The 20,318-nt window shown below is 63.5% G+C and carries 19 protein-coding genes and 1 pseudogene; 15 read left to right on the top strand and 5 right to left on the bottom strand.

Going from position 1 to position 20,318, the window contains the following annotated elements; translation table 11 throughout:
• The first annotated feature begins 22 nt into the window (after window positions 1-22).
• Both P6U28_RS14405 and P6U28_RS14400 read left to right on the top strand, forming a co-directional pair.
• Window positions 23-1,264, top strand: coding sequence for a threonine synthase (locus P6U28_RS14405; RefSeq protein ID WP_122403109.1), 1,242 nt, complete (start codon window positions 23-25; stop codon window positions 1,262-1,264).
• Between the two features lie 199 nt (window positions 1,265-1,463).
• The gene (locus P6U28_RS14400) at window positions 1,464-2,435 is read left to right on the top strand and encodes a tripartite tricarboxylate transporter substrate binding protein BugD (protein WP_122403110.1); all 972 of its coding nucleotides are present in this window, start codon (window positions 1,464-1,466) and stop codon (window positions 2,433-2,435) included.
• A 47-nt stretch (window positions 2,436-2,482) separates the two neighbouring features.
• Here P6U28_RS14400 and P6U28_RS14395 read toward each other — a convergent pair whose 3' ends face one another.
• The 3 genes from P6U28_RS14395 to P6U28_RS14385 all read right to left on the bottom strand — a co-directional run bounded on the left by P6U28_RS14395 (window position 2,483) and on the right by P6U28_RS14385 (window position 5,610).
• Window positions 2,483-2,869: a response regulator transcription factor gene (locus tag P6U28_RS14395; protein WP_122403111.1), complete on the bottom strand. Its 387-nt coding sequence runs from the start codon at window positions 2,867-2,869 to the stop codon at window positions 2,483-2,485.
• 87 nt (window positions 2,870-2,956) lie between these two features.
• The gene (locus P6U28_RS14390; RefSeq protein ID WP_244607990.1) at window positions 2,957-3,628 is read right to left on the bottom strand and encodes a response regulator transcription factor; all 672 of its coding nucleotides are present in this window, start codon (window positions 3,626-3,628) and stop codon (window positions 2,957-2,959) included.
• The gene (locus tag P6U28_RS14385) at window positions 3,625-5,610 is read right to left on the bottom strand and encodes a PAS domain S-box protein (RefSeq protein ID WP_122403112.1); all 1,986 of its coding nucleotides are present in this window, start codon (window positions 5,608-5,610) and stop codon (window positions 3,625-3,627) included. Before P6U28_RS14385 ends, P6U28_RS14390 begins: the two co-directional genes overlap by 4 nt.
• A 534-nt stretch (window positions 5,611-6,144) precedes the next feature.
• On the opposite strand from P6U28_RS14385, the gene P6U28_RS14380 reads away from it, so the two are divergent.
• The 3 genes from P6U28_RS14380 (at window position 6,145) to P6U28_RS14370 (ending at window position 7,345) form a co-directional block, all read left to right on the top strand.
• Window positions 6,145-6,354: a hypothetical protein gene (locus P6U28_RS14380; protein ID WP_244607991.1), complete on the top strand. Its 210-nt coding sequence runs from the start codon at window positions 6,145-6,147 to the stop codon at window positions 6,352-6,354.
• A gap of 443 nt (window positions 6,355-6,797) precedes the next feature.
• Window positions 6,798-6,986 carry a hypothetical protein gene (locus P6U28_RS14375; RefSeq protein ID WP_122403114.1) on the top strand — a complete coding sequence of 63 codons (189 nt, stop codon included), beginning with the start codon at window positions 6,798-6,800 and terminating at the stop codon, window positions 6,984-6,986.
• Window positions 6,983-7,345, top strand: a complete 363-nt coding sequence (locus P6U28_RS14370) for a hypothetical protein (RefSeq protein WP_122403115.1) — start codon at window positions 6,983-6,985, stop codon at window positions 7,343-7,345. Before P6U28_RS14375 ends, P6U28_RS14370 begins: the two co-directional genes overlap by 4 nt.
• Before the next feature lie 75 nt (window positions 7,346-7,420).
• Here P6U28_RS14370 and P6U28_RS14365 read toward each other — a convergent pair whose 3' ends face one another.
• Complete coding sequence (locus P6U28_RS14365; protein ID WP_122403116.1) at window positions 7,421-9,610, bottom strand: lytic transglycosylase domain-containing protein; 2,190 nt, start codon at window positions 9,608-9,610, stop codon at window positions 7,421-7,423.
• A gap of 280 nt (window positions 9,611-9,890) precedes the next feature.
• On the opposite strand from P6U28_RS14365, the gene P6U28_RS14360 reads away from it, so the two are divergent.
• The 10 genes and pseudogenes from P6U28_RS14360 (at window position 9,891) to P6U28_RS14315 (ending at window position 19,439) form a co-directional block, all read left to right on the top strand.
• Entirely contained in the window at window positions 9,891-11,627 is a 1,737-nt protein-coding gene (locus P6U28_RS14360; RefSeq protein WP_122403117.1) for an adenylate/guanylate cyclase domain-containing protein, read from the top strand.
• A gap of 122 nt (window positions 11,628-11,749) precedes the next feature.
• Entirely contained in the window at window positions 11,750-11,926 is a 177-nt protein-coding gene (locus tag P6U28_RS14355; protein ID WP_164937104.1) for a hypothetical protein, read from the top strand.
• Window positions 11,927-12,077: 151 nt separating this feature from the next.
• Window positions 12,078-12,290 (top strand): hypothetical protein, encoded by a 213-nt coding sequence (locus tag P6U28_RS14350; RefSeq protein ID WP_122403118.1) that lies wholly within the window; start codon window positions 12,078-12,080, stop codon window positions 12,288-12,290.
• A 200-nt stretch (window positions 12,291-12,490) separates the two neighbouring features.
• Window positions 12,491-12,748: a hypothetical protein gene (locus P6U28_RS14345; RefSeq protein WP_122406651.1), complete on the top strand. Its 258-nt coding sequence runs from the start codon at window positions 12,491-12,493 to the stop codon at window positions 12,746-12,748.
• A 65-nt stretch (window positions 12,749-12,813) separates the two neighbouring features.
• Window positions 12,814-13,146 (top strand): annotated as a pseudogene (locus P6U28_RS14340) (TonB-dependent receptor domain-containing protein); the annotation flags it as partial.
• Between the two features lie 704 nt (window positions 13,147-13,850).
• Window positions 13,851-14,018: a hypothetical protein gene (locus P6U28_RS14335; protein ID WP_407122508.1), complete on the top strand. Its 168-nt coding sequence runs from the start codon at window positions 13,851-13,853 to the stop codon at window positions 14,016-14,018.
• Between the two features lie 7 nt (window positions 14,019-14,025).
• The gene (locus P6U28_RS14330) at window positions 14,026-14,949 is read left to right on the top strand and encodes a transposase (RefSeq protein ID WP_407122507.1); all 924 of its coding nucleotides are present in this window, start codon (window positions 14,026-14,028) and stop codon (window positions 14,947-14,949) included.
• Window positions 14,950-15,331: 382 nt separating this feature from the next.
• Window positions 15,332-16,294 carry an IS110 family transposase gene (locus tag P6U28_RS14325; RefSeq protein ID WP_244607735.1) on the top strand — a complete coding sequence of 321 codons (963 nt, stop codon included), beginning with the start codon at window positions 15,332-15,334 and terminating at the stop codon, window positions 16,292-16,294.
• A 609-nt stretch (window positions 16,295-16,903) separates the two neighbouring features.
• Window positions 16,904-18,625: a dihydroxy-acid dehydratase gene (gene ilvD, locus P6U28_RS14320; RefSeq protein WP_122403120.1), complete on the top strand. Its 1,722-nt coding sequence runs from the start codon at window positions 16,904-16,906 to the stop codon at window positions 18,623-18,625.
• Window positions 18,612-19,439 (top strand): tetratricopeptide repeat protein, encoded by an 828-nt coding sequence (locus P6U28_RS14315; protein WP_122403121.1) that lies wholly within the window; start codon window positions 18,612-18,614, stop codon window positions 19,437-19,439. Before ilvD ends, P6U28_RS14315 begins: the two co-directional genes overlap by 14 nt.
• An 18-nt stretch (window positions 19,440-19,457) precedes the next feature.
• On the opposite strand, the gene xth is transcribed toward P6U28_RS14315, so the two are convergent.
• On the bottom strand, window positions 19,458-20,255 hold the full coding sequence (gene xth, locus P6U28_RS14310; protein WP_122406652.1) for an exodeoxyribonuclease III: 798 nt from the start codon (window positions 20,253-20,255) through the stop codon (window positions 19,458-19,460).
• Between the last annotated feature and the right edge of the window lie 63 nt (window positions 20,256-20,318).

Genomic DNA, 20,318 nt, shown 5'->3' with positions numbered 1-20,318 from the left:
CAGAATAAGAAGGAAACCACCCATGCACGACAACGACAACCTCACCATCGAACGCCCGACCTTCGTCACCCATCTCGAATGCGCGATGGAAGGCGATCATTACGCGGCCGACCAGGTCCACAACCTCTCCAAGGCCGGCAAGCCGCTGCTCGTGCGCTACGACCTCGCCGGCGTGAAGAAGGCGCTGACGAAAGACGCGCTTGCCCAGCGGCCCGGCGACATGTGGCGCTACCGCGAGCTGCTGCCGGTGCGCAAATGCAAGGACATCGTCTCGCTCGGCGAAGTCACGACGCCCTTGATCCGGTTGCCCAAGCTCGGCGCAAAACTCGGTGGCGGCGAGATCATCGTGAAGGACGAGGGACGGCTGCCGACCGGCTCGTTCAAGGCGCGTGGCCTGGTGATGGCGGTGTCGATGGGCAAGGCGCTCGGCATCAAGCACATGGCGATGCCGACCAACGGCAATGCCGGTGCGGCGCTGGCGGCCTATGCGACGAGCTGCGGCATCAAGACGACGATCTTCTGCCCGGCCGATACGCCCGAAGTGAATGTCAGCGAGATCGAGCTGCAGGGCGCGACCGTCTACCGCGTCAATGGCTATATCGACGATTGCGGCAAGATCGTCGGCGAGGGCAAGGCCAAGGTCGGCTGGTTCGACACCTCGACGCTGAAGGAGCCATACCGCATCGAGGGCAAGAAGACGATGGGCCTCGAGCTCGCCGAGCAGCTCGGCTGGGACGTGCCCGACGTGATCTTCTATCCAACCGGCGGCGGCACCGGCTTGATCGGCATGTGGAAGGCCTTCGACGAGCTCGAGAAGATCGGCTTCATCGGCTCAAAGCGCCCGCGCATGGTCGCGGTGCAGGCCTCCGGCTGCGCGCCGATGGTGCGGGCTTTCGAGGCCGGCACCGAGCATGCGACGCGCTGGGAGGACGCCCACACCATTGCGTCGGGCATCCGCGTGCCGCAGGCGATCGGCGATTTCCTGATCCTGCGTGCAGTCCGCGAGAGCAAAGGCTTTGCCATCGCAGTCGACGACGACAAGATCTCGTCGGCGCTGAGCGAGGTTGCTCGCGAGGAGGGGCTTTTGCTGTGCCCCGAGGGCGCGGCCACCTATGCCGCTTACAAGGAGAGCCTTGCCGATGGTCGCGTCAGCAAGACCGACCGCGTGATGCTGTTCAACTGTGCCACCGGTCTGAAATATCCGCTGCCGCCGGTCACCCGCACGCTCGATCGCCACAAGCCGATCGATTACTCGCAGTTCTGACTTGCCTCTTCCTCTCCCCGTTCTCACGGGGGCGCGACGAGTTTCGCTCGCGCTGGGAGGGTTGGGGTGAGGGGCCTGTCTCCGCGAATGAGATCTTCGTGAGATCTGAACCCCCTCATCCGAATTGCTTCGCTTCGACCTCGCCCCGCAAGCGGGGCGAGGGGAAGAAAAACAAAACGACATCGCTGGGGAGAAGACAATGAAGAAGGCCGTCTGGGCTGCACTGATTGCTGTTCTCGCTGTGACCGGTGCCGCGCGCGCCGATGACTATCCCTCCCGTCCCATCACCATCATCGTGCCCTTCGCGGCCGGTGGGCCTTCGGATGCCATGGCGCGGGTGCTTGCCGAGCGGATGCGGGTGACGTTGGGGCAGCCGGTGGTGATCGAGAACGTCACGGGCGCGGGCGGCTCGATCGGCGTCGGCCGCGCCGTGCAATCGCCGCCGGACGGCTACACCATCTCCTTCGGCCACCTCGGCACCCATGTGGCCAACGGTGCCGTCTACAAGCTCAAATACGACCTCGTCGCCGACCTCGAGCCGGTGGTGCTGCTGCCGAGCAATCCGATGATCGTGGTCAGCAAGAACGCGGTGCCCGCGACCTCGCTGAAGGAGCTGTTGGACTGGCTGAAATCACGACCGTCGCCGCCGACTGCCGGCACCGCCGGTGCAGGCTCCGGCAGCCACATCGCCGGGGTTTATTTCGAGAGCGTCTCCGGCATCAAGCTGCAATACGTGCCGTATCGCGGTACTGCGCCCGCGCTGAACGACCTTATCGCCGGCCAGATCGATATCATCGTCGACCAGACCTCCAACTCCATCAACCAGGTCCGCGCCGGCACCATCCGCGCCTACGCCATCACAGACGACAAGCGCCTGGCCTCGGCACCGGAGATCCCGACCGCGGCGGAGGCGGGCCTCAAAGGCTTCACCATGACGCTGTGGTCCGGCATGTGGGTGCCGAAGGGGACGCCGAAAGAGATCGTGGTCAAGCTCAACGCCGCGGCCGTGGAGGCGCTGAACGATCCCGCGGTGAGGAAGCAGCTCGAAAACCAGGGCCTGGAGATGACACCGAAGGATCAGCTCACGCCCGAAGCACTTGGCACTCGCCAGCAGGCCGAGATCGCAAAATGGTGGCCGATGATCAAGGCGGCGAATATCAAGGTGGATTGAGGCGCGCGTCGTCAGGTCATCCAAACTCGGCGCTGACGGCCAGGCGATCATTGCGTGGATTCGTCGCCTGCTGCCAGCGCCACCTCCAGGCATTTCATCAGATCCGACGCGTTGAACGGCTTGTCGAGAAAGCAGGTTGCCCCGGCTTTGTGTGCACGCACACGTACGCTCTCGTCCGGGAACGCCGTGATCAGGATGAAGGGCGTCGCGGATCCCTGCGCGCGCATCTGCGTCAGCAGATCGATTCCACTCGTCACCGGCATCTGCACGTCCGCAATCACGCACGAGGTGCCGTGCGAGTCGGCCGAAGCCAGAAATTCGTGGGCGGAAGCGAATGTGTGTACGTTGTAACCGCGTGACTTCAGCAGATTGTTGATCGCGGCCCGCACGTAGGGGTCATCATCAAGCACTGAAATGACCGAGGGGACTGACAAGACGTCTGCTCCTTTCCCGGGAATACGCTTGCCGTCGCTGCGGCCACATTCAGGGTGGGCCCGCCAGACACCATTGGAAACTCATACTTAGGTTTGTATGTCGGATTTGTTTGGCCGAATCCCGAGCGCCTCGCTCATTCTCACCAGGTCGGCCAGCGATTTCGCGCCCATTTTCCGCATGATCTGGCCGCGGTAAATTTTGACGGTGATTTCCGCCAAACCGAGCTGGGCGGCCACTTGCTTGTTCATCAGGCCGGACGTCACCAGCGACAATACGTCTCTTTCCCGCGAGGACAATGACTCGAAGCGCGATCTGACGGTCGAGACCGTCCTGTTGAGGTCGCGTCGCTTGCGGTCTCGCTCGATCGCGGCCTGGACCGCGTCCAGAATGTCCTGGTCGCGAACCGGCTTGGTGAGGAAGTCGATCGCGCCGCTCTTCATGGCACGAACGGTCATCGGAATATCACCATGGCCGGTGATGAAGATGATCGGCGTGTGGATATTTGCCTTGGCAAGATCGGCCTGCAGGTCGAGACCGCTAACTCCCGGCAGGCGGATGTCGAGCACGAGGCAACTGGGGACGTCTGGCGGCTTGGCCTGCAGGAGTTGCGGCGCAGAGCCGAATGCTTCGACCTTGAGGCCCACCGATTCGAACAGGTTGGTGAGCGCGCGGCGCATGGACGCGTCGTCGTCGACGATGAAGACGATCGGCTGATCGCCATCCTCCCCGGGCGGCGAAGATTGCGCGCGCTCGGTCACGATGCGTCCTCGCGATGCAGCGGCAGGGTGATCTGAAAAGTCGCTCCGTGCTCCTGGTTCGGCATGGCGGAAAGTCGCCCGCCATGGGCCTCGATGATCGAGCGGCAGATCGACAGGCCCATGCCCATGCCGCTGGACTTCGTGGTGAAGAACGGCATGAACAGGCGGTCCATCGCCTGTTCGTCGATGCCGGCGCCGCAGTCGGATACGCTCACCAGCACCGCGCCATTGTCGTCGGTCGCTGAACGGATCGCCAGCTCGCGCGGGCGGTCATCGATGCCTTCCATGGCCTCGATCCCGTTCTTGATCAGGTTGATCAGGACCTGCTGCAATTGAATTCGATCGCCAAAGATCCTGGGCAGTGTCGACGACAGCTCCATGCGAACCGACACGGCGTGGCTGGCCATCTCGCGCTGAACGAGCGCCACAGCCTCGCGCACGACCGCGCCGGCGTCGAGCGGCGCCATCTCGATATCGGAACGCTTGGCGAGCGCCCGAACGTGACGGATCACGTCGCTGGCACGCTTGCCATCCTCGATGATCCACTCCACGGAGCGGCGGGCCGCCTTGAGGTCGGGTGGACTGCGCTGCAGCCAGGCGAGGCAGGCGTCGGCGTTTGCAATCACGGCGGCGAGCGGCTGATTGATTTCGTGGGCAATGGACGCGGTCAGCTCACCCAGTGTCGTGACGCGTGTGACATGGGCGAGCTCGGCCTGGGCCTTGCGCAGTGCGTCTTCGGCCTGATCGGCCCGGATGGCCGCGGTCACGTCGGTGCAGACGCCACGATAGCCCAGGAAAGTGCCGTCGGCGTCGAAGAACGGCTTGCCGCTGGTCCGGACGTAGATCGGCTGACCGTTGCGGTCTTTGCTGCGATATACCAAGTCGCGGAACGGGATATGGGCATCGAGCGCCGCCCGATGTTGTCGCCATTTTTCGGGTTCGAGATCTGCGTCCGGAGCGATGTCCCAACGCGTCAATCCAATCAGGCCGGCGGGGGCGGTGTTTGTATCGGAGTGTTCCGATATCCGAGTAACCCGATGGTCCGGCCCCGTTTCCCAGAACCAGTCGGAGGCGGTTTCGGCGTAATCGCGAAAGCGCTGCTCGCTGTCACGAAGGCGGCGCTCAGCCTCTTTGGTCGCCGTGATGTCGGTCACCGATCCGACGAATTCCAATTGACCGCTCGCATCTCGCGTGGCCCGAGCCACCGCCCGGACGTACTTGATGGAGCCGTCGGGCATCACGAGCCGGTATTCGTGATCGTAATCCTTTCCCTCTCGGGCGGCCCGAGCCGTAGTCTGTTGCACTGCGAGCCGGTCGTCCGGATGGATCCGCGCGAGCATGAACGAGATCTTTGGCTTGGTTCCCTCGTCGCATTGAAAGATGCGGTAGGTCTCCTTGGACCAGGTGATCTCGCGGGTTGCGGCCTTCCAGCCGAAACTGCCGGTGTGGCTCAATTCCTGCGCCTGGGCGAGATAAGCCTCGCTCTGTCGCAGCGCATTCTCCGCTTCCTTGCGCTCGGTGATGTTCTCGCAGGCGACCAGCACGATTGGCCCGCCATTCGCCCGCAGCATGGTCTTGGCGTTCTCGCGCACCCATAGCACCGAACCGTCCTTGCGAACCTTCCGGATTTCCCAGGTGTGTGACTGATCAACAGTCTCAAGGCACAGCGCGATGCACGCGCGGACAGTAGCGCGATCTTCCTCGAAGAAGACATCCAGCACCGATCGGCCGATCAACTCCGCGGGCGTATAGCCCAGCTGCGCGGCGCCAAACGTGTTCACGTTCATGACAGTTCCGGCCGGGTCGACCATGAAGTACATGACCGGGTTGTGCTCGAAGACTTGCTGCCACTGCTTGACCGCTTCCAACAGACCGGCGTCACCGGGCTCAACGCGCGGCTTGGCAGTAACAGTGTGCCTGACACAGCCGACGAGGTATTGCGCGGCTGACTTCCCGAACGCTACTGCCCGGCCCGGCTTCATCGCAGACGCTCCCGGCGCTCTCTGCGTGAACGCAAGTAGAGCACGTTGCCGCCGAAGGAGCAATTCCAGCCAAAGTCGGACGGGCGGTCGCGACGGTCGTTGGAGTGGACTGCTCACCACCTTGTCCATTGCGGCGCATCAAGCATGCCGCGCCGGGCAGATTTTTCGCGGTGACGCTGCAGCCCGCGGGCCGTGCGCCGTCTCGTTGAAAGCGGTGCGAGAGTCCATCCGGGCAAGTACGGGACAAACCTAGGTATAGCTTCTCCAATCCTAGTCATGTCGGCGATTTACTTCCGTACAATTGAGCGCTTCGTGCCGGGCGGACTAGCCTCGTGACCATCGGGAATGTCGACCACCAATCGCAGCGGTCGTACGGGTAGCGGGCTCAGACCTACGGGGCCGAAGCCTCTCACCGACCTGCAGCGACCGGGCACGAGGCCGTTCATTTCTCGAGAGGCAGCTGCGATCGCGGCAATTTACGACCCATGCGAGGTCGAACTGACAAAAGCGAGAGAGCAACAGAGGGAGAGAACAATGTGCGATACATCGGTAATTCCTGCGCGTCGCCCATCGGAGTTCGAGCGCTGCTCTTCGGTCAACGGCTGTGCGGTGTGCGGCGGCAAGTTCGGCCTGATCCGCCACTATTCGTGGCGTACCGCGCTCTGCTCCAAGAAGTGCGTCGATCGCTTCCGCACACGCCGCGAACGTGACCGCCGGTGGTTGTTCCAGGCTCAGGTCGCCTAAGGCTGAATTGGAGAGCTGACGTCGTTCCGAAGGTCTGATCCGGGAGCCCGTGCGTTGAACCGCCCATGCAAGCTCTTGTGCTCGATGGCTCTCCTCGGCTCCATTGCGGCGGTCCAGGCACAGGAGACGGAACACGGCGCCGCTCATCGCCAGCACCCGCCCCAGGACCAGGCGCTGCACGAAAAATTCTACTCGACCTGGCACATGCCGGACAATCCGAGCCTCAGTTGTTGCAACAGCGCCGACTGTTATCCGACCGACATCAAATACGTCGACGGTCAGATCTATGCCCGGCGCCGGGAGGACGGGAGATACATTCTGGTCCCACCGCAAAAGGTGGAGCGAAACAGGGATAATCCGGACGGCCGAAACCATCTTTGCGCTCCACCACCCGCACTGTCTCCGCTCGACAGCGTTTACTGCTTTGCTTTGGGAGGTGCCACATGAGATTTGCGTTCGTCCTCGTGAACGGCCGGACCCCGTTCCGGCAGACCTGGTGCATGCAGTGCCGCGAGCCGATCAGCGGCGGCTATCTCCGCGAGATCGCGACCCGGCTGCCTTACTGCGACCATCAGTGCTATGCGCTGTTCTGCGAAGCGCTCGCGAAAGATGGCGTGAGAGCGGCGTCATGAAGTTCGTGGTGGTCAATCACGAGCCCCCGTTGCACGCGGCCACGTGCAGCACATGCTCGCGGTCGCTCCGCTCCAGCTATGTCCGGCATGCGCGGACGCAGCGCCGTTACTGTGACTACGATTGCTACCGGCGCGACGAGCTCGTCACGTTGTTGATGCAATGGTCGGTGCCTCGGCGGACCGAGCCGTCTGCCGGCAACGTCGAGCTCACAGCCGGCAACATGATCGAGACGTTGGCGGTCCTGAGTGCCGTCTGGTGCTGGAGCTGCACGATCAACGCCTGGACCTTCGCGAGAGCCTTGACCGGCGCATATTTGGACGGTCGCGATCTGATCACGATGGGAGGAGGTGACACCTAGCTGCGCGGCTGCACTCGCGTGGAAGCCGCAGCACCCTATCCTTGCAGGCGGTGCGTCCAGCCCCGGCGGCGCCGACTAGGGAGCGGGTGCTGCGGCAGCCGCGGGTGCCGTTACACCGGCCTCGTGCGTAACCACGCGCTGGTCGCTCTTGCCGGCGACCAAGCCGCTGCCCTCGAACCTTGCGCGGTAGACCTGCACGTTCTCCATCACGCGCTGGACGTAGTTGCGGGTCTCCGACAGCGGAATGCGCTCGACCCAGTCGACCGGATCGACATTGGGATCCCTGGGATCGCCGCGCGCCTGCACCCATTCGCGCACCCGGCCGCGGCCGGCATTGTAGCCGGCAAAGGCCATGATCTGGTTGCCGCGATATTCCGACAGAAGCGCGCTGAGCTCGGCCGCGCCCATCTGCGTGTTGTAGACGGGATCGGAGACCATCCTGTCCCAGTCATAGGTGAGGCCGAACCGTTTGGCGGTGTCGCGGCCGGCTTCCGGCGTCACCTGCATCAATCCGACGGCATTGGCCGGCGACTTGTCGCGCTGATTGAACGAGCTCTCGGTGCGCGCCACCGAATAGATCACGCTGGTCTCGATCGCGGGCGCGACCTGCTTGTGCTCGGGGATGCCGATGGTCGGGAAGGCGTAGTGGTCGAGCGCGAACCCGCGCGCCAGCGCCGATTTGCCGACCTCCAGCATCACGCGCGCATCGTTGCGCCGGCCGGCAAGCTCGGCGAGCGCTTCGAGCGCCACGACGTCGGTGCTCTCCTGGGCAAAATCCTCGGCGTAGTAGAACGCCACGTCGCGCTCGCCGATGGCGTAGAGCATGTCGGCCGCGCGCACGCGCTCGTCCGTTGGCTGCGTATCGGCCGAGGCCAGCACAGGCGAGGGCGGACGCAGCTCGATCCGGTCGAGGCCGAGCTTTGCGCGGGCGAGCTGGCCGTAATAGGCCGTCTGATAGCGCGCCGCCGCCCGATAGCTCATGCGCGCATCGGCCGTCGCGCCCATGGCCTCGGCGGCGCGGCCGCGCCAGTAATGGGCCCGCGACAGCGCGATCGGATTGACCGAACCTTCGTCGATCGCGGCGAAGTGCACCATCGCCGTCTTGGGATCGTCGAGATAGCGCAGCGCGATCCAGCCGCACATGAAGTGGTAGTCGATGCGGTAGACTTCCTTATCAGGCACCGCGGCGGTGCGCACCACATCATAAGCAGTCTTGAACTTCCCCTGGTCGAGCAGCTTGCGCGCGAGCAGGCGACGCTCGCGCCACCAGGCGTCGGTGTCCTGGGCCGCCAAGGTGTCGGGCGCGGCGGCGAGGATCACCTCGGCAGCGTCGTCGATGCGGTCCTTCTGGAGGTGCCATTGAGCGCGGCACAGCACGTAGCCGAGATCGCGGCGCGCGTCGGCGGAGACGTCATCGAGAAAGTCCTTGGTCTTGCTCGCCTTGCCGGTGACCGCCGCGCAGGCCTTGACGATCGCGAGCGCATCCTCACCGAGCCGTTTGGCCGCGCGCCTGGCGCCGGCATAGTCCTTGGCGCCGAGACGCTTGTCCATGCGGGCCCGATGATCGTCCGCCGTGAGGAGATCGCGGAACGCCTCGTAGGCGTCCTCCTCGCTACGCTCCGATAATTCGTCCATGCGCCAGGCGTCGCGCACGAGCCGTGCAGCCCTGTCGGTCTCGCCTTCGGTGAGCAGCACGCGAGCGAGTGCGAACTTGCCCTTGGCGCTGGTCGGCCGGTCCATCGTGAACTTGTGCACGGTGGCGGCGTCAAGCTTCTCCTGCCACAGCCGCGCCTCCGCGCGCCGGCGCAAGAGCGCGCTGCTTGGCCAGTCCGGATTGGCGGCGAGGAAGGCGGCGTAACGCTTGAAATTCGCGGTGCTCTCGGAATGGCGCAGCATGAACCAGTCGGCGAGCTTCTGTCCGGCGGGGTCGGCGATGCGGTCGCGCGCTGCGCTCGCGTCATCCGTCTTGCCCTTGCGCGCGAGATCGATGGCATCCTTCAGCGCGGCGAGATCGCCGGTCAGCGGCGGCGCTGCCGGCTTGTCCGCGGGCTCGTCGACCGTCTTTTTCGGCTTGCGCTTGGCCTCGGCGTGCTTGCCGCGTCGCGCTTTGCCGTCGGAGGCATGGCGGTGCTTGCCGGCTTTCGCCTCATGCGCCTTCTTCGGCGCGGAGGATTTTTGACTGCTCTTCGCCGCCAGTTGAGTAGGAAGGAAGGCCATCGCGGCCACGGCAACGACACACGCGAGCGAGCGTAGGCACTGGTTCATTCGATGGTCCCCCTGCGAAACCACTACAAACCAAGGTCCGCGACGACATGCGGCTTGCGAATCAACGATGCATCAGCGTCGTGTCGCATCCTCAAGCTGTCGCAACAATGCGGCAAAATACGGATTGGAACTGGGGAACTTCCGAAATGGCGGAAGAGGGGTTGTGTCTTTAATCTTCGTTAACGATTGGGCGGGACGTCAGGACGGCGCAGATTGCGCGTGTTCCCACAGCTAAATCCGTGTATGAGTTCCCTCGCTCGTCCTTTTGGCCTCCGCGCCTATGCCGATTTTCAACCAGTCGATCCGGCGCAAGATCGTCGGCATCGCCCTCGGATTGATCGTCCTGATGCTGGTCACCTCGGTCCTGTCGATGGTGATGTCGAGCCAGGTCGGCGTCCTCCTGGCCGAGCTCACCAACCGTTACATCCCGGCCTACAGCCATCTGGCGCGTGCCAATATTCGCTCGCTCGAGCGGGGGCTGGCGTTGCGGCGGATGATCATGACCAGGATGGAGGCACCGTCGGACGAGGAGGCCTACGCGGCGCGCGTTCGCGATTTCGAGGTCTCGGACCGCAAGATCGAGGAGGAGGCGGAGGCCGCGCGCAAGCTGATCAACGCGATCATCGACGACCCCAGGACGTATTCCGACAATGCTGCGCTGGGGCGTATCGATATCCGCATCGAAACCGCCGTCGCTGAGTTGCGCCGCGACCTGAGTGAGGACCATGCGAAGCTCCTCAAGCAGGTCGACGCGAGGCAGATGACCGAGGCCCGCGGCACGCTGGAGCACATCGACGTGCTGCGCGACCAGTTCAACCGGAAGATCGATGCGATCCGCTCCGACATGCTGACGCAGGTCTTCTTCTCGACATCGCAGGTGATCAGCCGCCAGCATCAGGCGATCATCGTCTCGGGCATCGTGACCTTGCTCGCGGCGATCGTCGGATTTGTCTTTGCGCTGCTGGTGAGCAGCGGCATCACGCGCCCGGTACGGCTGCTGCTGGCCGGCACCCGCGAGGTCGAGGCGGGCCGGTTCGACAAGCCCATCACCGTCTCGACGCAGGACGAGATCGGCGAGCTCGCCGCGGCCTTCAACCGCATGATCGAGCAGCTGCGCCGCAACGAGCGTATCCGCGAGACCTTCGGTCGCTACATCGACCCGAAGGTGGTGCAGGGTCTGATCGACCGGCCGGAGGTCGCCATCGACGGTGAGCGCCGGGTGATGACCATCATGTTCTGCGACATGAGCGGCTTCACCTCGATGAGCGAGGGCATGACCCCGCGCGGCCTCGTCAAGGTGATGAACCACTATTTCACCGTGATGTCCGCTCCCATCAGGAGCAATCGCGGCGTCATCGACAAATATATCGGCGACGCCATCATGTCCTATTGGGGCCCGCCCTTCATCGAGGAGGACGAGCAGGCGCTGCTCGCCGGCCTTGCCGCCGTCGAGATGGCCGACCAGGTGCCCGCGCTGCAGAAGCAGCTGCCGGATCTGCTCGGCATCCGCGCCATGCCGGCGCCGTGCGATCTGCGCATCGGCATCGCTACCGGCGAGGTCCTGACCGGCAGCATCGGCTCCGAGCTGATGATGAGCTTCACCGTGATGGGCGACGCCGTGAATCTCGCCGCGCGGCTCGAGGCAGTCAACAAGGTCTACGGCACCCGCATCCTGATCTCGCAGCCGACTGCGGATGCGATTGGATCGCGGCTCGAATTGCGCGAGATCGATCGTCTGGCGGTCGCGGGTCAAAGCGCGCCGCAGGCGATCTTCGAGGTGATGGCGAAACCGGGCGCGCTTACCGATGCGCAAGTGAGCCTGCGCAGGCACTATGCCAAAGGTCTCGCCGCCTATCGTGCCCGGCGCTTCGACGAAGCCCGTGCCGCCTTCAACGCGGCACTCGAGGCGGTGCCTGGTGATGGCCCGTCGCGCGCGATGCTCGGCCGCATCACCCGGTTTGCGGCCAATCCGCCGGATGCCAATTGGGATGGCGCCTGGCGGCTGGAGCAGAAATAGCCACGCCTCCGGTCCGGCATGCCGGGCCGGAAAAAAAGATGCTAGTTCATAACGATGTTCGCCGTGACCTATTTCCCGGGCTTAGGTTTGACGTCCCTCAGGCGTCTTATGGGGACACGCCGATGACACATCTCGAGGACAGGCTCGAACGGTTCGAGACGCTCACCGCCGAATGCGAGCTGATTGCCAAGCTCGCCACCGACAGCACCAAGCGCGAGTTCTATTTGAGGCTCGCGGAGCAGTACCGCCAGCTGGCGGGAGATATGCGGCAAGCGATCGCGACCAGGGCTGCGGCCTAAGCCGTCTGCAATCCGTTCTTAACGTTTGGCGCGCATCCTTGAAGCATGCGGGCGTCGCTGAATCGGCGACGGCTCGTGGTGGGAAGGCCGGGGCTCGTTGCAATGCAGCGTGCCTCGCGAGTGTCGTTGCCATGCCTGATAGGGCAATCCCATGCGCCTCGTTGCAGTGGTCATATTTGCGCTCATGACGGCGGCCTGCGATCAGGAGCAGGACATCACCGGCACGACGAATTCGACCTGTCCGATGCGGAACTACAGTTACAATCCACGCGACATGAACCAGTGCGTCAGCGCCTGCAAGGCGTGCGACCGAGGCACGACGGTCACCTGCACGACCTCCTGCACCCTCAAGGGAGCTCGCTGAGCGGAACCACCTGCTTTGCAGGGATCGCAACCGCGCGAAGAGGTTGCTGAAGTCGCAGCGCCACTCGCCCACGAGACTTGACGCTTGCGGATGCGGGAACCGATAGCGACCCGAGGTCAAAGGCTGGCGGTGCTTGGACACCGGAACGATTCACATGAATTAATCATTGAATGGGGCGGGCAGGCGCGGAGTCCGATGGAATGGGTATGCTCGATCCAGGTCGATTTCTGGTGTCGTGCTCGCATTGCGATGCCTGGCCGATGGCGGCCAATGTGAAGCGGACGAGCTGGTCTGCGTCCCCGCACGAGGTCCGCTTTGTCTGCACGCGCTGCCGCCGCGAGGAGACCGCGATCGTCTCCGCGTCCGGCGAATTGACGCCTGTCAAACGCGTCGATGTCCCGCCACACGATGTCGCTGTCGCCTGGGCCCGGGCCCAGCGTTTGCGCGGGCGGACCTGAGCGGCCGGCGGCGCCTCGGGACGTCGGGGGCGGGCTGTGGATCAGAGCGGGCGGACTGCACTGTCAATCCGATCCTGTTCTACAACACCAATCTCGATCCGACCCGCCGTTATGGCTCGGAGACCAGTGTCTCCTATCGCATCAACGATGCAGTGCTGGTGCGTTCCGGCGTGGCCTATATGCGAGCTGTCTTCCGCGAAGGCAGCTGGGCAGGCAACGACTTGCCGCTGGTGTCGCGCTACACCGCAAGTGCAGGCGTCACCTGGAACATCTGGCAGAATTACCTTGTATTCGACGCCATCGCCCGCTTTTGGTGCGAGCGCCGCATGGACAACGATCAGGCGGGAACGCAGAAGCCAATCCCTGCGGATGGCACGATCGACCTCAAGCTCAGTGGTCGCTGCTCGTCGTCACCGGTGCCTGGCTCGTGAACCAGACGATCGGCTTCAGCGCTTTCTACGCCATCGTTGCCTGTGTCGCTTCTCTGTCAACCCACGGGCGCGAAAATATTCCACTTCCCGAAATTCGGAATTGGCGTATGTATCGCCCATCCCGGCTCATTCTCGAGGGGCGATCATGGAGGTCGTCATTGTCGCGAGCCGGGCTTGCGGTGGACGCAGCAGCGTCGTGTACGAGATGTCAAGGGCAGGGCGGATTGCTCTCCGTGAGCCCGAGGCTTCGTGCGGACGAGCGGCGCTGTCAGGTTCGTCGCGTCAGCATTTCGGTGGCAACGTGCACAACGCCGTCGAACCCTGTGGCGCCAACGAGCCGTGCGTACGGCAAAACCGTGTGGTCCTGGCCGTCGTTGCTACGGTCAAGCGCTTGCGGATGCGGCAGTCGCGTCAACCGGCGCGGCTGCCGGTGAATTCCGCGAGCGTGAGGGAGGCCAGAAGGAATTCGGCTCCCGGGAGAGCGCGGCATAAGCCGTCCGACCATCGCGCAGGGAAGGCCGAGTGATTGGCACCACCTGTATGCTGCTGTGCGGTCTCCTTTGCGCGTGCTTTTCGCGCAGCAGACCGCGGGTGCGAGTCAGCACCCGGTCTTCCCCATAGGCGTTAAGTTTGTTCTTGAGTGTTGGAATCACACGTGATTCCAAGGCGGGATGGCAGACGAATCGCTTCTGAACGAGGACTGGACGAGAGTGGTTACGCAGCTCGGCGGGGCTGCGCAGCTTGAAATAAGTGCGCGCCAGACGAAGGCTTTCGTGCGGCGGCGCCAAATTCCAGATGCGGTGGCGTTACTTCGGCTGATGCTGGCCTATTGTGGGTGAAAGAGGGTTGAGATCGACAGCCGCGTGGGCCGCTTCTGTTGGCCTTGCCGACCTCAGCAGCGTGGCGTTGTTCTATCGCCTGCGTCAATGTGGCGATTGGTTTGCAGTGCTGGTGGAGGGCTTGCTCGCTGCGGCAGCCCCGAAAGCGAGCCGAGGCCGCCTGATCCGCATTATCGATGCGACGACAGTGTCTCAGGCAGGACCGGCTGCGCGCAGGAACAGTGAGCTTTGGCGCGTTCATAGTGCATTCGATCTGCCATATGAGCGCTTTGGTCACTTCGAGCTGACAGATCAGCAAGAAGGCGAAACGTTTGACCGGATACCGGTGGTCAAGAACGAGATCCGCATTGCTGACCGCGCTTATCTACAACCTGACCGCATCGCCGCTGTGCGCGACGCCGGGGCAGACGTTTTGATCCGAGCGGGCTGGAAGAACGCACGTTGGCTTGATGCCAAAGGCCTTCCGTTCGATCTGATGGCCCAATTGCGTGCGGCGAAGGCGCACGGACTGATCGATCGGAGGATTTGGATCAAACGCAAGGACGGTGCGCCTCTGGCTATGCGTCTGGTCGCAGTCAAGAAGCCCGCCGGTGCAGTCGCGGCTTCGCGCCGTAAAGCCCGGCGCGACGCACAAGACGAAAACCGCGTCATCTCCAAAGAAACTCTGGAAGCCGCGGATTGGGTCATTCTGGTCACGTCGCTCGCGCGGGACGAGTTCTCCACCAAGGATGTACTCGCGCTCTATCGACTGCGATGGCGCATCGAACTTGGCTTCAAGCGACTGAAGAGTCTGATTGGTCTCAAGACGCCACCTGGAACCGATCCGCGCTCCGCCAAGCCCTACTTGCTGGCACACCTCTTGATCATCCTGCTGCTCGAGCCGCTTGCCCGCGACTTCGAGGACTCTCCCCGCTGGACGCAGGCCGCCTGACGGCACCTGGCGCTTGGCGTGTTTTGCAACAACTCGTTGCATCCTTGCTACAAGCGATCATTCCACAACCAACCATTCGTTGCTTTCGCCGCAGAAAGCGAGCGCTTGGGCGGCACCTGCGCGAGCCTCCTCGAAAACGTCCGTATCAATCGATGCTCGCGCTACCTTAACGCCTATGCGGTCTTCCCTGCGCCCTTGTGTCCCCGAAATCTGCCAGAATGTGGCAACGGGCGGTTGGATCAGAACCGCCCGTTGCCGGAACTGAGCCCGTTGCGCCCAAAGGCGACAGAGCCTGCTAAAGAGCAAGGGACAGCTCCGGTGTCTTCCTGAACCCGAACAGTTGCAAGGGCTGCGAGCCCGTACCAGGCAAGGAAGGGAGTGGATGATGACACAAGACGATCTGGTTGTCGTCGGCATCGATGTCGCTAAAGACAAGATTGATGCGTGCATTCGGACCGTAACGGAGCGGAAGACTTGCCCAACAACCGCGGCGGGGCGACGGAGCTTGATTGCATGGCTTCGCAAGCATCAGGTCGGCAAGGCAGTGATGGAGGCAAGCGGCGGCTACGAGCGGGTATGGGCCAAGGCGTTGCGCCAAGCAGGGCTGGAAGTACGGATCGTCGATCCCAAACGGGTTCGCCACTTTGCGGAATCGGCGGGACGCCTTGCGAAAAATGACAAGATCGACGCGGAGATGATCTCCTGGTTCGCCGAGACATTCGGCGAGGCTCCCAGCCAAGTCGACAATCCCGCTCACGAGGAGATGAAGGCACTGGTGAAGGGACGCCAAGGCCTGCTTGACGTCAGGGCTCGCCTGGAAATGCAGAAGGAGCATGAGGCGCCGGCCCTTGTTCAGAAGGCTCGCGCGCGTCTTCTTAAGAAGCTGGCTGACGAAATCGCCGCGCTCGAGACCGCGATCGCGGCGACGATCAAGACAACGCCGGACTTTGCCAAACGCGCCGAGATCATCCAGAGCGTACCAGGCTTTGCTGAGGGGACCGCAATGGCGCTGCTTGGAGGACTACCGGAGCTGGGGCAGGTGAGCGACGAAGTTGCCGCCGCGTTGATGGGCGTTGCTCCTTATGACGATGATAGCGGCAAACGTCGAGGTGAACGCTGCATCAAGGGTGGCCGCCGCTGGGTGCGAAATGCCCTCTACATGCCCTGTGTCGGTGCCGCAACGCTGAACAATCCGGTGTTCAAGGCCTTCTACGAACGGCTGATTGCCAAGGGCAAGCCGCCAAAGGTCGCGATCGTCGCCTGCATGCGCAAGCTGATCATCATCCTCAACACCATGATCGCGCGCGGCGAGACGTGGGATCCGAAGAAATACAGGGTGGCCTGACGAGCGCGCCTATCTCGCGCTCGGACCTCGGCCGAGCGCATGCAAAGCCAACAGACCGGTGAGCGGACGGGGTCAAGGCCGTCAGCCGCCGCAGGCGGGGGCGCGCCAGCGCCAGCCTTGAGGCCGGCCGATCGCCGGGCTACTTCGCCACAGTTGCTCTTGGACAAGAGCGGCGAGAGATGACGCAAAGCTCGGGCGAATTGAGCCGCGAGGACGCGAAGGCATGTCTGCGATTCGAAAGTGCTGAAGTTTATGAGGCGATTGCCGGTTGGTGCGCGCCTCCTTGGCCAAGCCTGGTGTGCTATTCCTTCCGAAAGATCCTGAGTTGTGGATTGCCATTGCTATTGCGGTATTTAGGTAGCGAGCTCCGTGTCTTCCCGGTAACGATTGTTCCTCTTGAGCAACACCCATCCCGGATTTAACCCTCACCGCCGGCGGTTCGCATGGCCGCCGCTTTTTGGCCACACCCGAACATGAATAAGATCACTCTAATGTTTTAAAGGGTAGCGGCGGCGGTCTTCGAAGGCGACGAGAAAATCCCAAGGTCGATTCAAATCTTGGCTCTGATTTTTCGGGTCTGAAAGGGTTGGCCGGGGAAGACTGGTTGCGATGAACGCCAAGACCGATAAGCAGAGGCTGCCGAGCCGTCACGTGACGGAAGGTCCTGCGCGCGCGCCGCATCGGTCCTATTTCTACGCCATGGGTCTGACGACCGAGCAGATCCACCAGCCCTTCGTCGGCGTCGCCTCGTGCTGGAATGAAGCCGCTCCCTGCAACATCGCTTTGATGCGCCAGGCCCAGGCGGTGAAGAAGGGCGTGGCATCGGCCGGCGGCACCCCGCGCGAATTCTGCACCATCACCGTCACCGACGGCATCGCCATGGGCCATGACGGCATGCGCTCGTCGCTGCCGTCACGCGAATGCATCGCCGATTCGGTCGAACTGACCGTGCGCGGCCACGCCTATGACGCGCTGGTCGGCCTTGCCGGCTGCGACAAGTCGCTGCCGGGCATGATGATGGCGATGGTCCGCCTCAACGTGCCCTCGATCTTCATCTATGGCGGCTCGATCCTGCCCGGCAACTTCCGCGGGCAGCAGGTCACCGTGCAGGACATGTTCGAGGCGGTCGGCAAGCACTCGGTCGGCGCCATGTCGGACGAGGACCTCGACGAGATCGAGCGCGTGGCCTGCCCGTCGGCGGGCGCCTGCGGCGCGCAGTTCACCGCCAACACCATGGCGACCGTCTCCGAGGCGATCGGACTCGCGCTGCCGTACTCGGCCGGTGCCCCGGCGCCTTACGAAATCCGTGATGCGTTCTGCATGACCGCGGGCGAGAAGGTGATGGACCTGATCGCGCAAAATATCCGGCCGCGCGACATCGTCACTCGCAAAGCTTTGGAAAACGCGGCTGCCGTGGTCGCGGCTTCCGGCGGCTCGACCAATGCTGCGCTGCACCTACCGGCGATCGCTCACGAGGCCGGCATCAAGTTCGACCTGTTCGACGTCGCCGAAATCTTCAAAAAGACACCATATGTCGCGGATTTGAAGCCGGGCGGCCGTTATGTCGCCAAAGACATGTTTGAAGTAGGTGGCATACCGCTTCTGATGAAGACGCTGCTCGACAACGGCTTCCTGCACGGTGATTGCCTTACCGTCACGGGCCGCACGATCGCCGAAAACCTCAAGAGCGTGAAGTGGAATCCGCACCAGGACGTGGTGCACCCGGCAGACAAACCCATCACCGTGACGGGCGGTGTGGTCGGTCTGAAGGGCAATTTGGCGCCAGAAGGTGCGATCGTGAAAGTCGCGGGAATGTCCAACCTCCAGTTCACCGGTCCGGCCAGGTGCTTCGACCGGGAGGAGGATGCGTTCGAGGCGGTCCAGAACCGCACCTACCGCGAAGGCGAAGTCATCGTGATCCGCTACGAGGGGCCGAAGGGCGGTCCCGGCATGCGGGAAATGCTCCAGACCACTGCGGCGCTGACCGGCCAGGGCATGGGCGGCAAGATCGCGCTCATCACCGACGGCCGCTTCTCCGGCGCCACCCGCGGCTTCTGCATCGGCCATGTCGGGCCGGAGGCGGCGGTCGGCGGCCCGATCGGGCTGCTCGAGGACGGCGACATCATCGAGATCGACGCGGTCGCCGGTACCCTTAACGTAAAATTGAGCGACGCCGAACTCGCTCAGCGCAAGACCAAATGGAGCGCTCGCGCGACTAACCACACGTCGGGTGCTCTCTGGAAATATGCTCAGCAGGTTGGACCAGCGGTCGGAGGGGCAGTGACCCATCCGGGCGGCGCGCACGAGAAACAGTGCTATGCGGACATCTAGGCGTGCCATAGTTGCGTTTATGTTGGGGGCGGCTGCGCTGGCCGCGCCGGCGTTCGCCTTCGACGGCGCGCCGGTCAATCCGAAGGACGCGACCATCCCGGTCGTGACCACCCTGCCGGGCGCTGCGGGTGCGGTGCGCGCCAAGGTTCCGCCGGCGGTCGCAGCCCAGGAAACCTCGCTGAGCGCACTGCAATATGCTGCCGAGGGTGGCCACCCCATCGCACAGTGGAAGCTCGGCCGCATGTACGCCAACGGCGACGGCGTCGCCCAGGACGATTTGCGTGCCTTCGAATATTTCAGCCGGATCGCCAATGCGCATGCCGAGGACAGCCCGTCGGCGCCGCAGGCGCAGATCGTGGCCAATGCCTTCGTCGCGCTCGGCCGCTACTATCTGGCCGGCATTCCGAATTCGAAGATCAAGGCCGATCCTGACCGCGCGCGGGAGATGTTCTCGTATGCCGCATCCTATTTCGGCAACGCGGACGCGCAGTACGACCTCGCCCGCCTGTACCTGAAGACCCCGGACGCCTCGCGCGAGGACTTCCGTTACGGTGCACGCTGGCTTGGCCTCGCCGCGCAGAAGGGCCAGCACCAGGCCCAGGCACTGCTCGGTCAGATGCTGTTCAACGGCGACCGCCTGCCGCGGCAGGCCGCGCGCGGCCTGATGTGGCTGACCCTGGCGCGCGACAGCGCAGGCGCCGAGGAGACCTGGATCAAGGAAAGCTACAACCGCGCCTTCGCCAAGGCCTCCGACGACGACCGCGCCATGTGCCTGCAAATGCTGGAACAGTGGGTGCAGGGCCGCCGGGAATAGCTCCACGATGAGGCGGCTTCACGCCGCCTCAAGATCCAGATCCGCCCACACCGGCACGTGGTCCGACGGCTTCTCCCAGCCGCGCACATAACTGTCGATGCCGACATTGGCGAGCCGGTCTGTGGCCTGCGGCGACAGCAAGAGATGGTCGATCCGAAGGCCCTGGTTCTTCTGCCAGGCCCCCGCCTGATAGTCCCAGAAGGTGTAGAGCCCGGGCTCGTCGGTCACGGCCCGCAGGGCATCGGTCAGGCCGAGGCCGAGCAGGGACTGAAAGCTCTCCCGCGTCTCCGTCTTGAACAGGGCGTCCTCCGTCCAGGCGGCCGGATTGTGCACGTCGCGGGCATGCGGGATGACGTTGAAGTCGCCTGCGAGGATCAGCGGCTCCTCAGCCTTGAGGCGCTCTTTCGAATAATCAAGAAGCCGCGACATCCATTTGAGCTTGTAGGGATATTTGTCGGTCCCGACCGGGTTGCCATTGGGCAGGTAGAGGCAGGCGATGCGCAGCACGCCAGACTTTAGCGTCACCACGCCCTCGAGGAAGCGCGCATGGGCGTCCTCGTCGTCGCCGGCGAGGCCCGACTTGGTCTCGTCGAACCTGAGCTTGGAGAGCAGCGCAACGCCGTTGAACGTCTTCTGCCCATGCGTGACGACATTGTAGCCGAGCGCCTCGATCTCCAGCCGCGGAAAGGCCTCGTCGACGCATTTGATCTCCTGCAGGCAGACGATGTCGGGCTGGCTCTCTCTCAGCCAGGTCAGGAGCAGATCGATCCGCTGCCGGACCGAGTTCACGTTCCAGGTGGCTACTCTGATGGGCATGTCGGCAAGGCTCCGGACAAGGGGCCATGGTTAGAACAAACTGCAAACGCGCCCGTCAAGGAC

The sequence above is a fragment of the Bradyrhizobium sp. STM 3561 genome (genome assembly GCF_045571455.1).
Lineage (GTDB): Bacteria > Pseudomonadota > Alphaproteobacteria > Rhizobiales > Xanthobacteraceae > Bradyrhizobium > Bradyrhizobium vignae.
This window is presented reverse-complemented; position numbering and strand designations above follow the sequence as displayed.

What these genes read in the sequence shown, in the direction of transcription:
- P6U28_RS14405 (WP_122403109.1), top strand. Translation starts at nt 23, where the DNA reads ATGCACGACAACGACAACCTCACCATCGAACGCCCGACCTTCGTCACC.
- P6U28_RS14400 (WP_122403110.1), top strand. Translation starts at nt 1,464, where the DNA reads ATGAAGAAGGCCGTCTGGGCTGCACTGATTGCTGTTCTCGCTGTGACC.
- P6U28_RS14385 (WP_122403112.1), bottom strand. Translation starts at nt 5,610, where the DNA reads ATGAAGCCGGGCCGGGCAGTAGCGTTCGGGAAGTCAGCCGCGCAATAC.
- P6U28_RS14380 (WP_244607991.1), top strand. Translation starts at nt 6,145, where the DNA reads ATGTGCGATACATCGGTAATTCCTGCGCGTCGCCCATCGGAGTTCGAG.
- P6U28_RS14375 (WP_122403114.1), top strand. Translation starts at nt 6,798, where the DNA reads ATGAGATTTGCGTTCGTCCTCGTGAACGGCCGGACCCCGTTCCGGCAG.
- P6U28_RS14370 (WP_122403115.1), top strand. Translation starts at nt 6,983, where the DNA reads ATGAAGTTCGTGGTGGTCAATCACGAGCCCCCGTTGCACGCGGCCACG.
- P6U28_RS14365 (WP_122403116.1), bottom strand. Translation starts at nt 9,610, where the DNA reads ATGAACCAGTGCCTACGCTCGCTCGCGTGTGTCGTTGCCGTGGCCGCG.
- P6U28_RS14360 (WP_122403117.1), top strand. Translation starts at nt 9,891, where the DNA reads ATGCCGATTTTCAACCAGTCGATCCGGCGCAAGATCGTCGGCATCGCC.
- P6U28_RS14355 (WP_164937104.1), top strand. Translation starts at nt 11,750, where the DNA reads ATGACACATCTCGAGGACAGGCTCGAACGGTTCGAGACGCTCACCGCC.
- P6U28_RS14350 (WP_122403118.1), top strand. Translation starts at nt 12,078, where the DNA reads ATGCGCCTCGTTGCAGTGGTCATATTTGCGCTCATGACGGCGGCCTGC.
- P6U28_RS14345 (WP_122406651.1), top strand. Translation starts at nt 12,491, where the DNA reads ATGGGTATGCTCGATCCAGGTCGATTTCTGGTGTCGTGCTCGCATTGC.
- P6U28_RS14335 (WP_407122508.1), top strand. Translation starts at nt 13,851, where the DNA reads ATGGCAGACGAATCGCTTCTGAACGAGGACTGGACGAGAGTGGTTACG.
- P6U28_RS14325 (WP_244607735.1), top strand. Translation starts at nt 15,332, where the DNA reads ATGATGACACAAGACGATCTGGTTGTCGTCGGCATCGATGTCGCTAAA.
- ilvD (WP_122403120.1), top strand. Translation starts at nt 16,904, where the DNA reads ATGAACGCCAAGACCGATAAGCAGAGGCTGCCGAGCCGTCACGTGACG.
- P6U28_RS14315 (WP_122403121.1), top strand. Translation starts at nt 18,612, where the DNA reads ATGCGGACATCTAGGCGTGCCATAGTTGCGTTTATGTTGGGGGCGGCT.
- xth (WP_122406652.1), bottom strand. Translation starts at nt 20,255, where the DNA reads ATGCCCATCAGAGTAGCCACCTGGAACGTGAACTCGGTCCGGCAGCGG.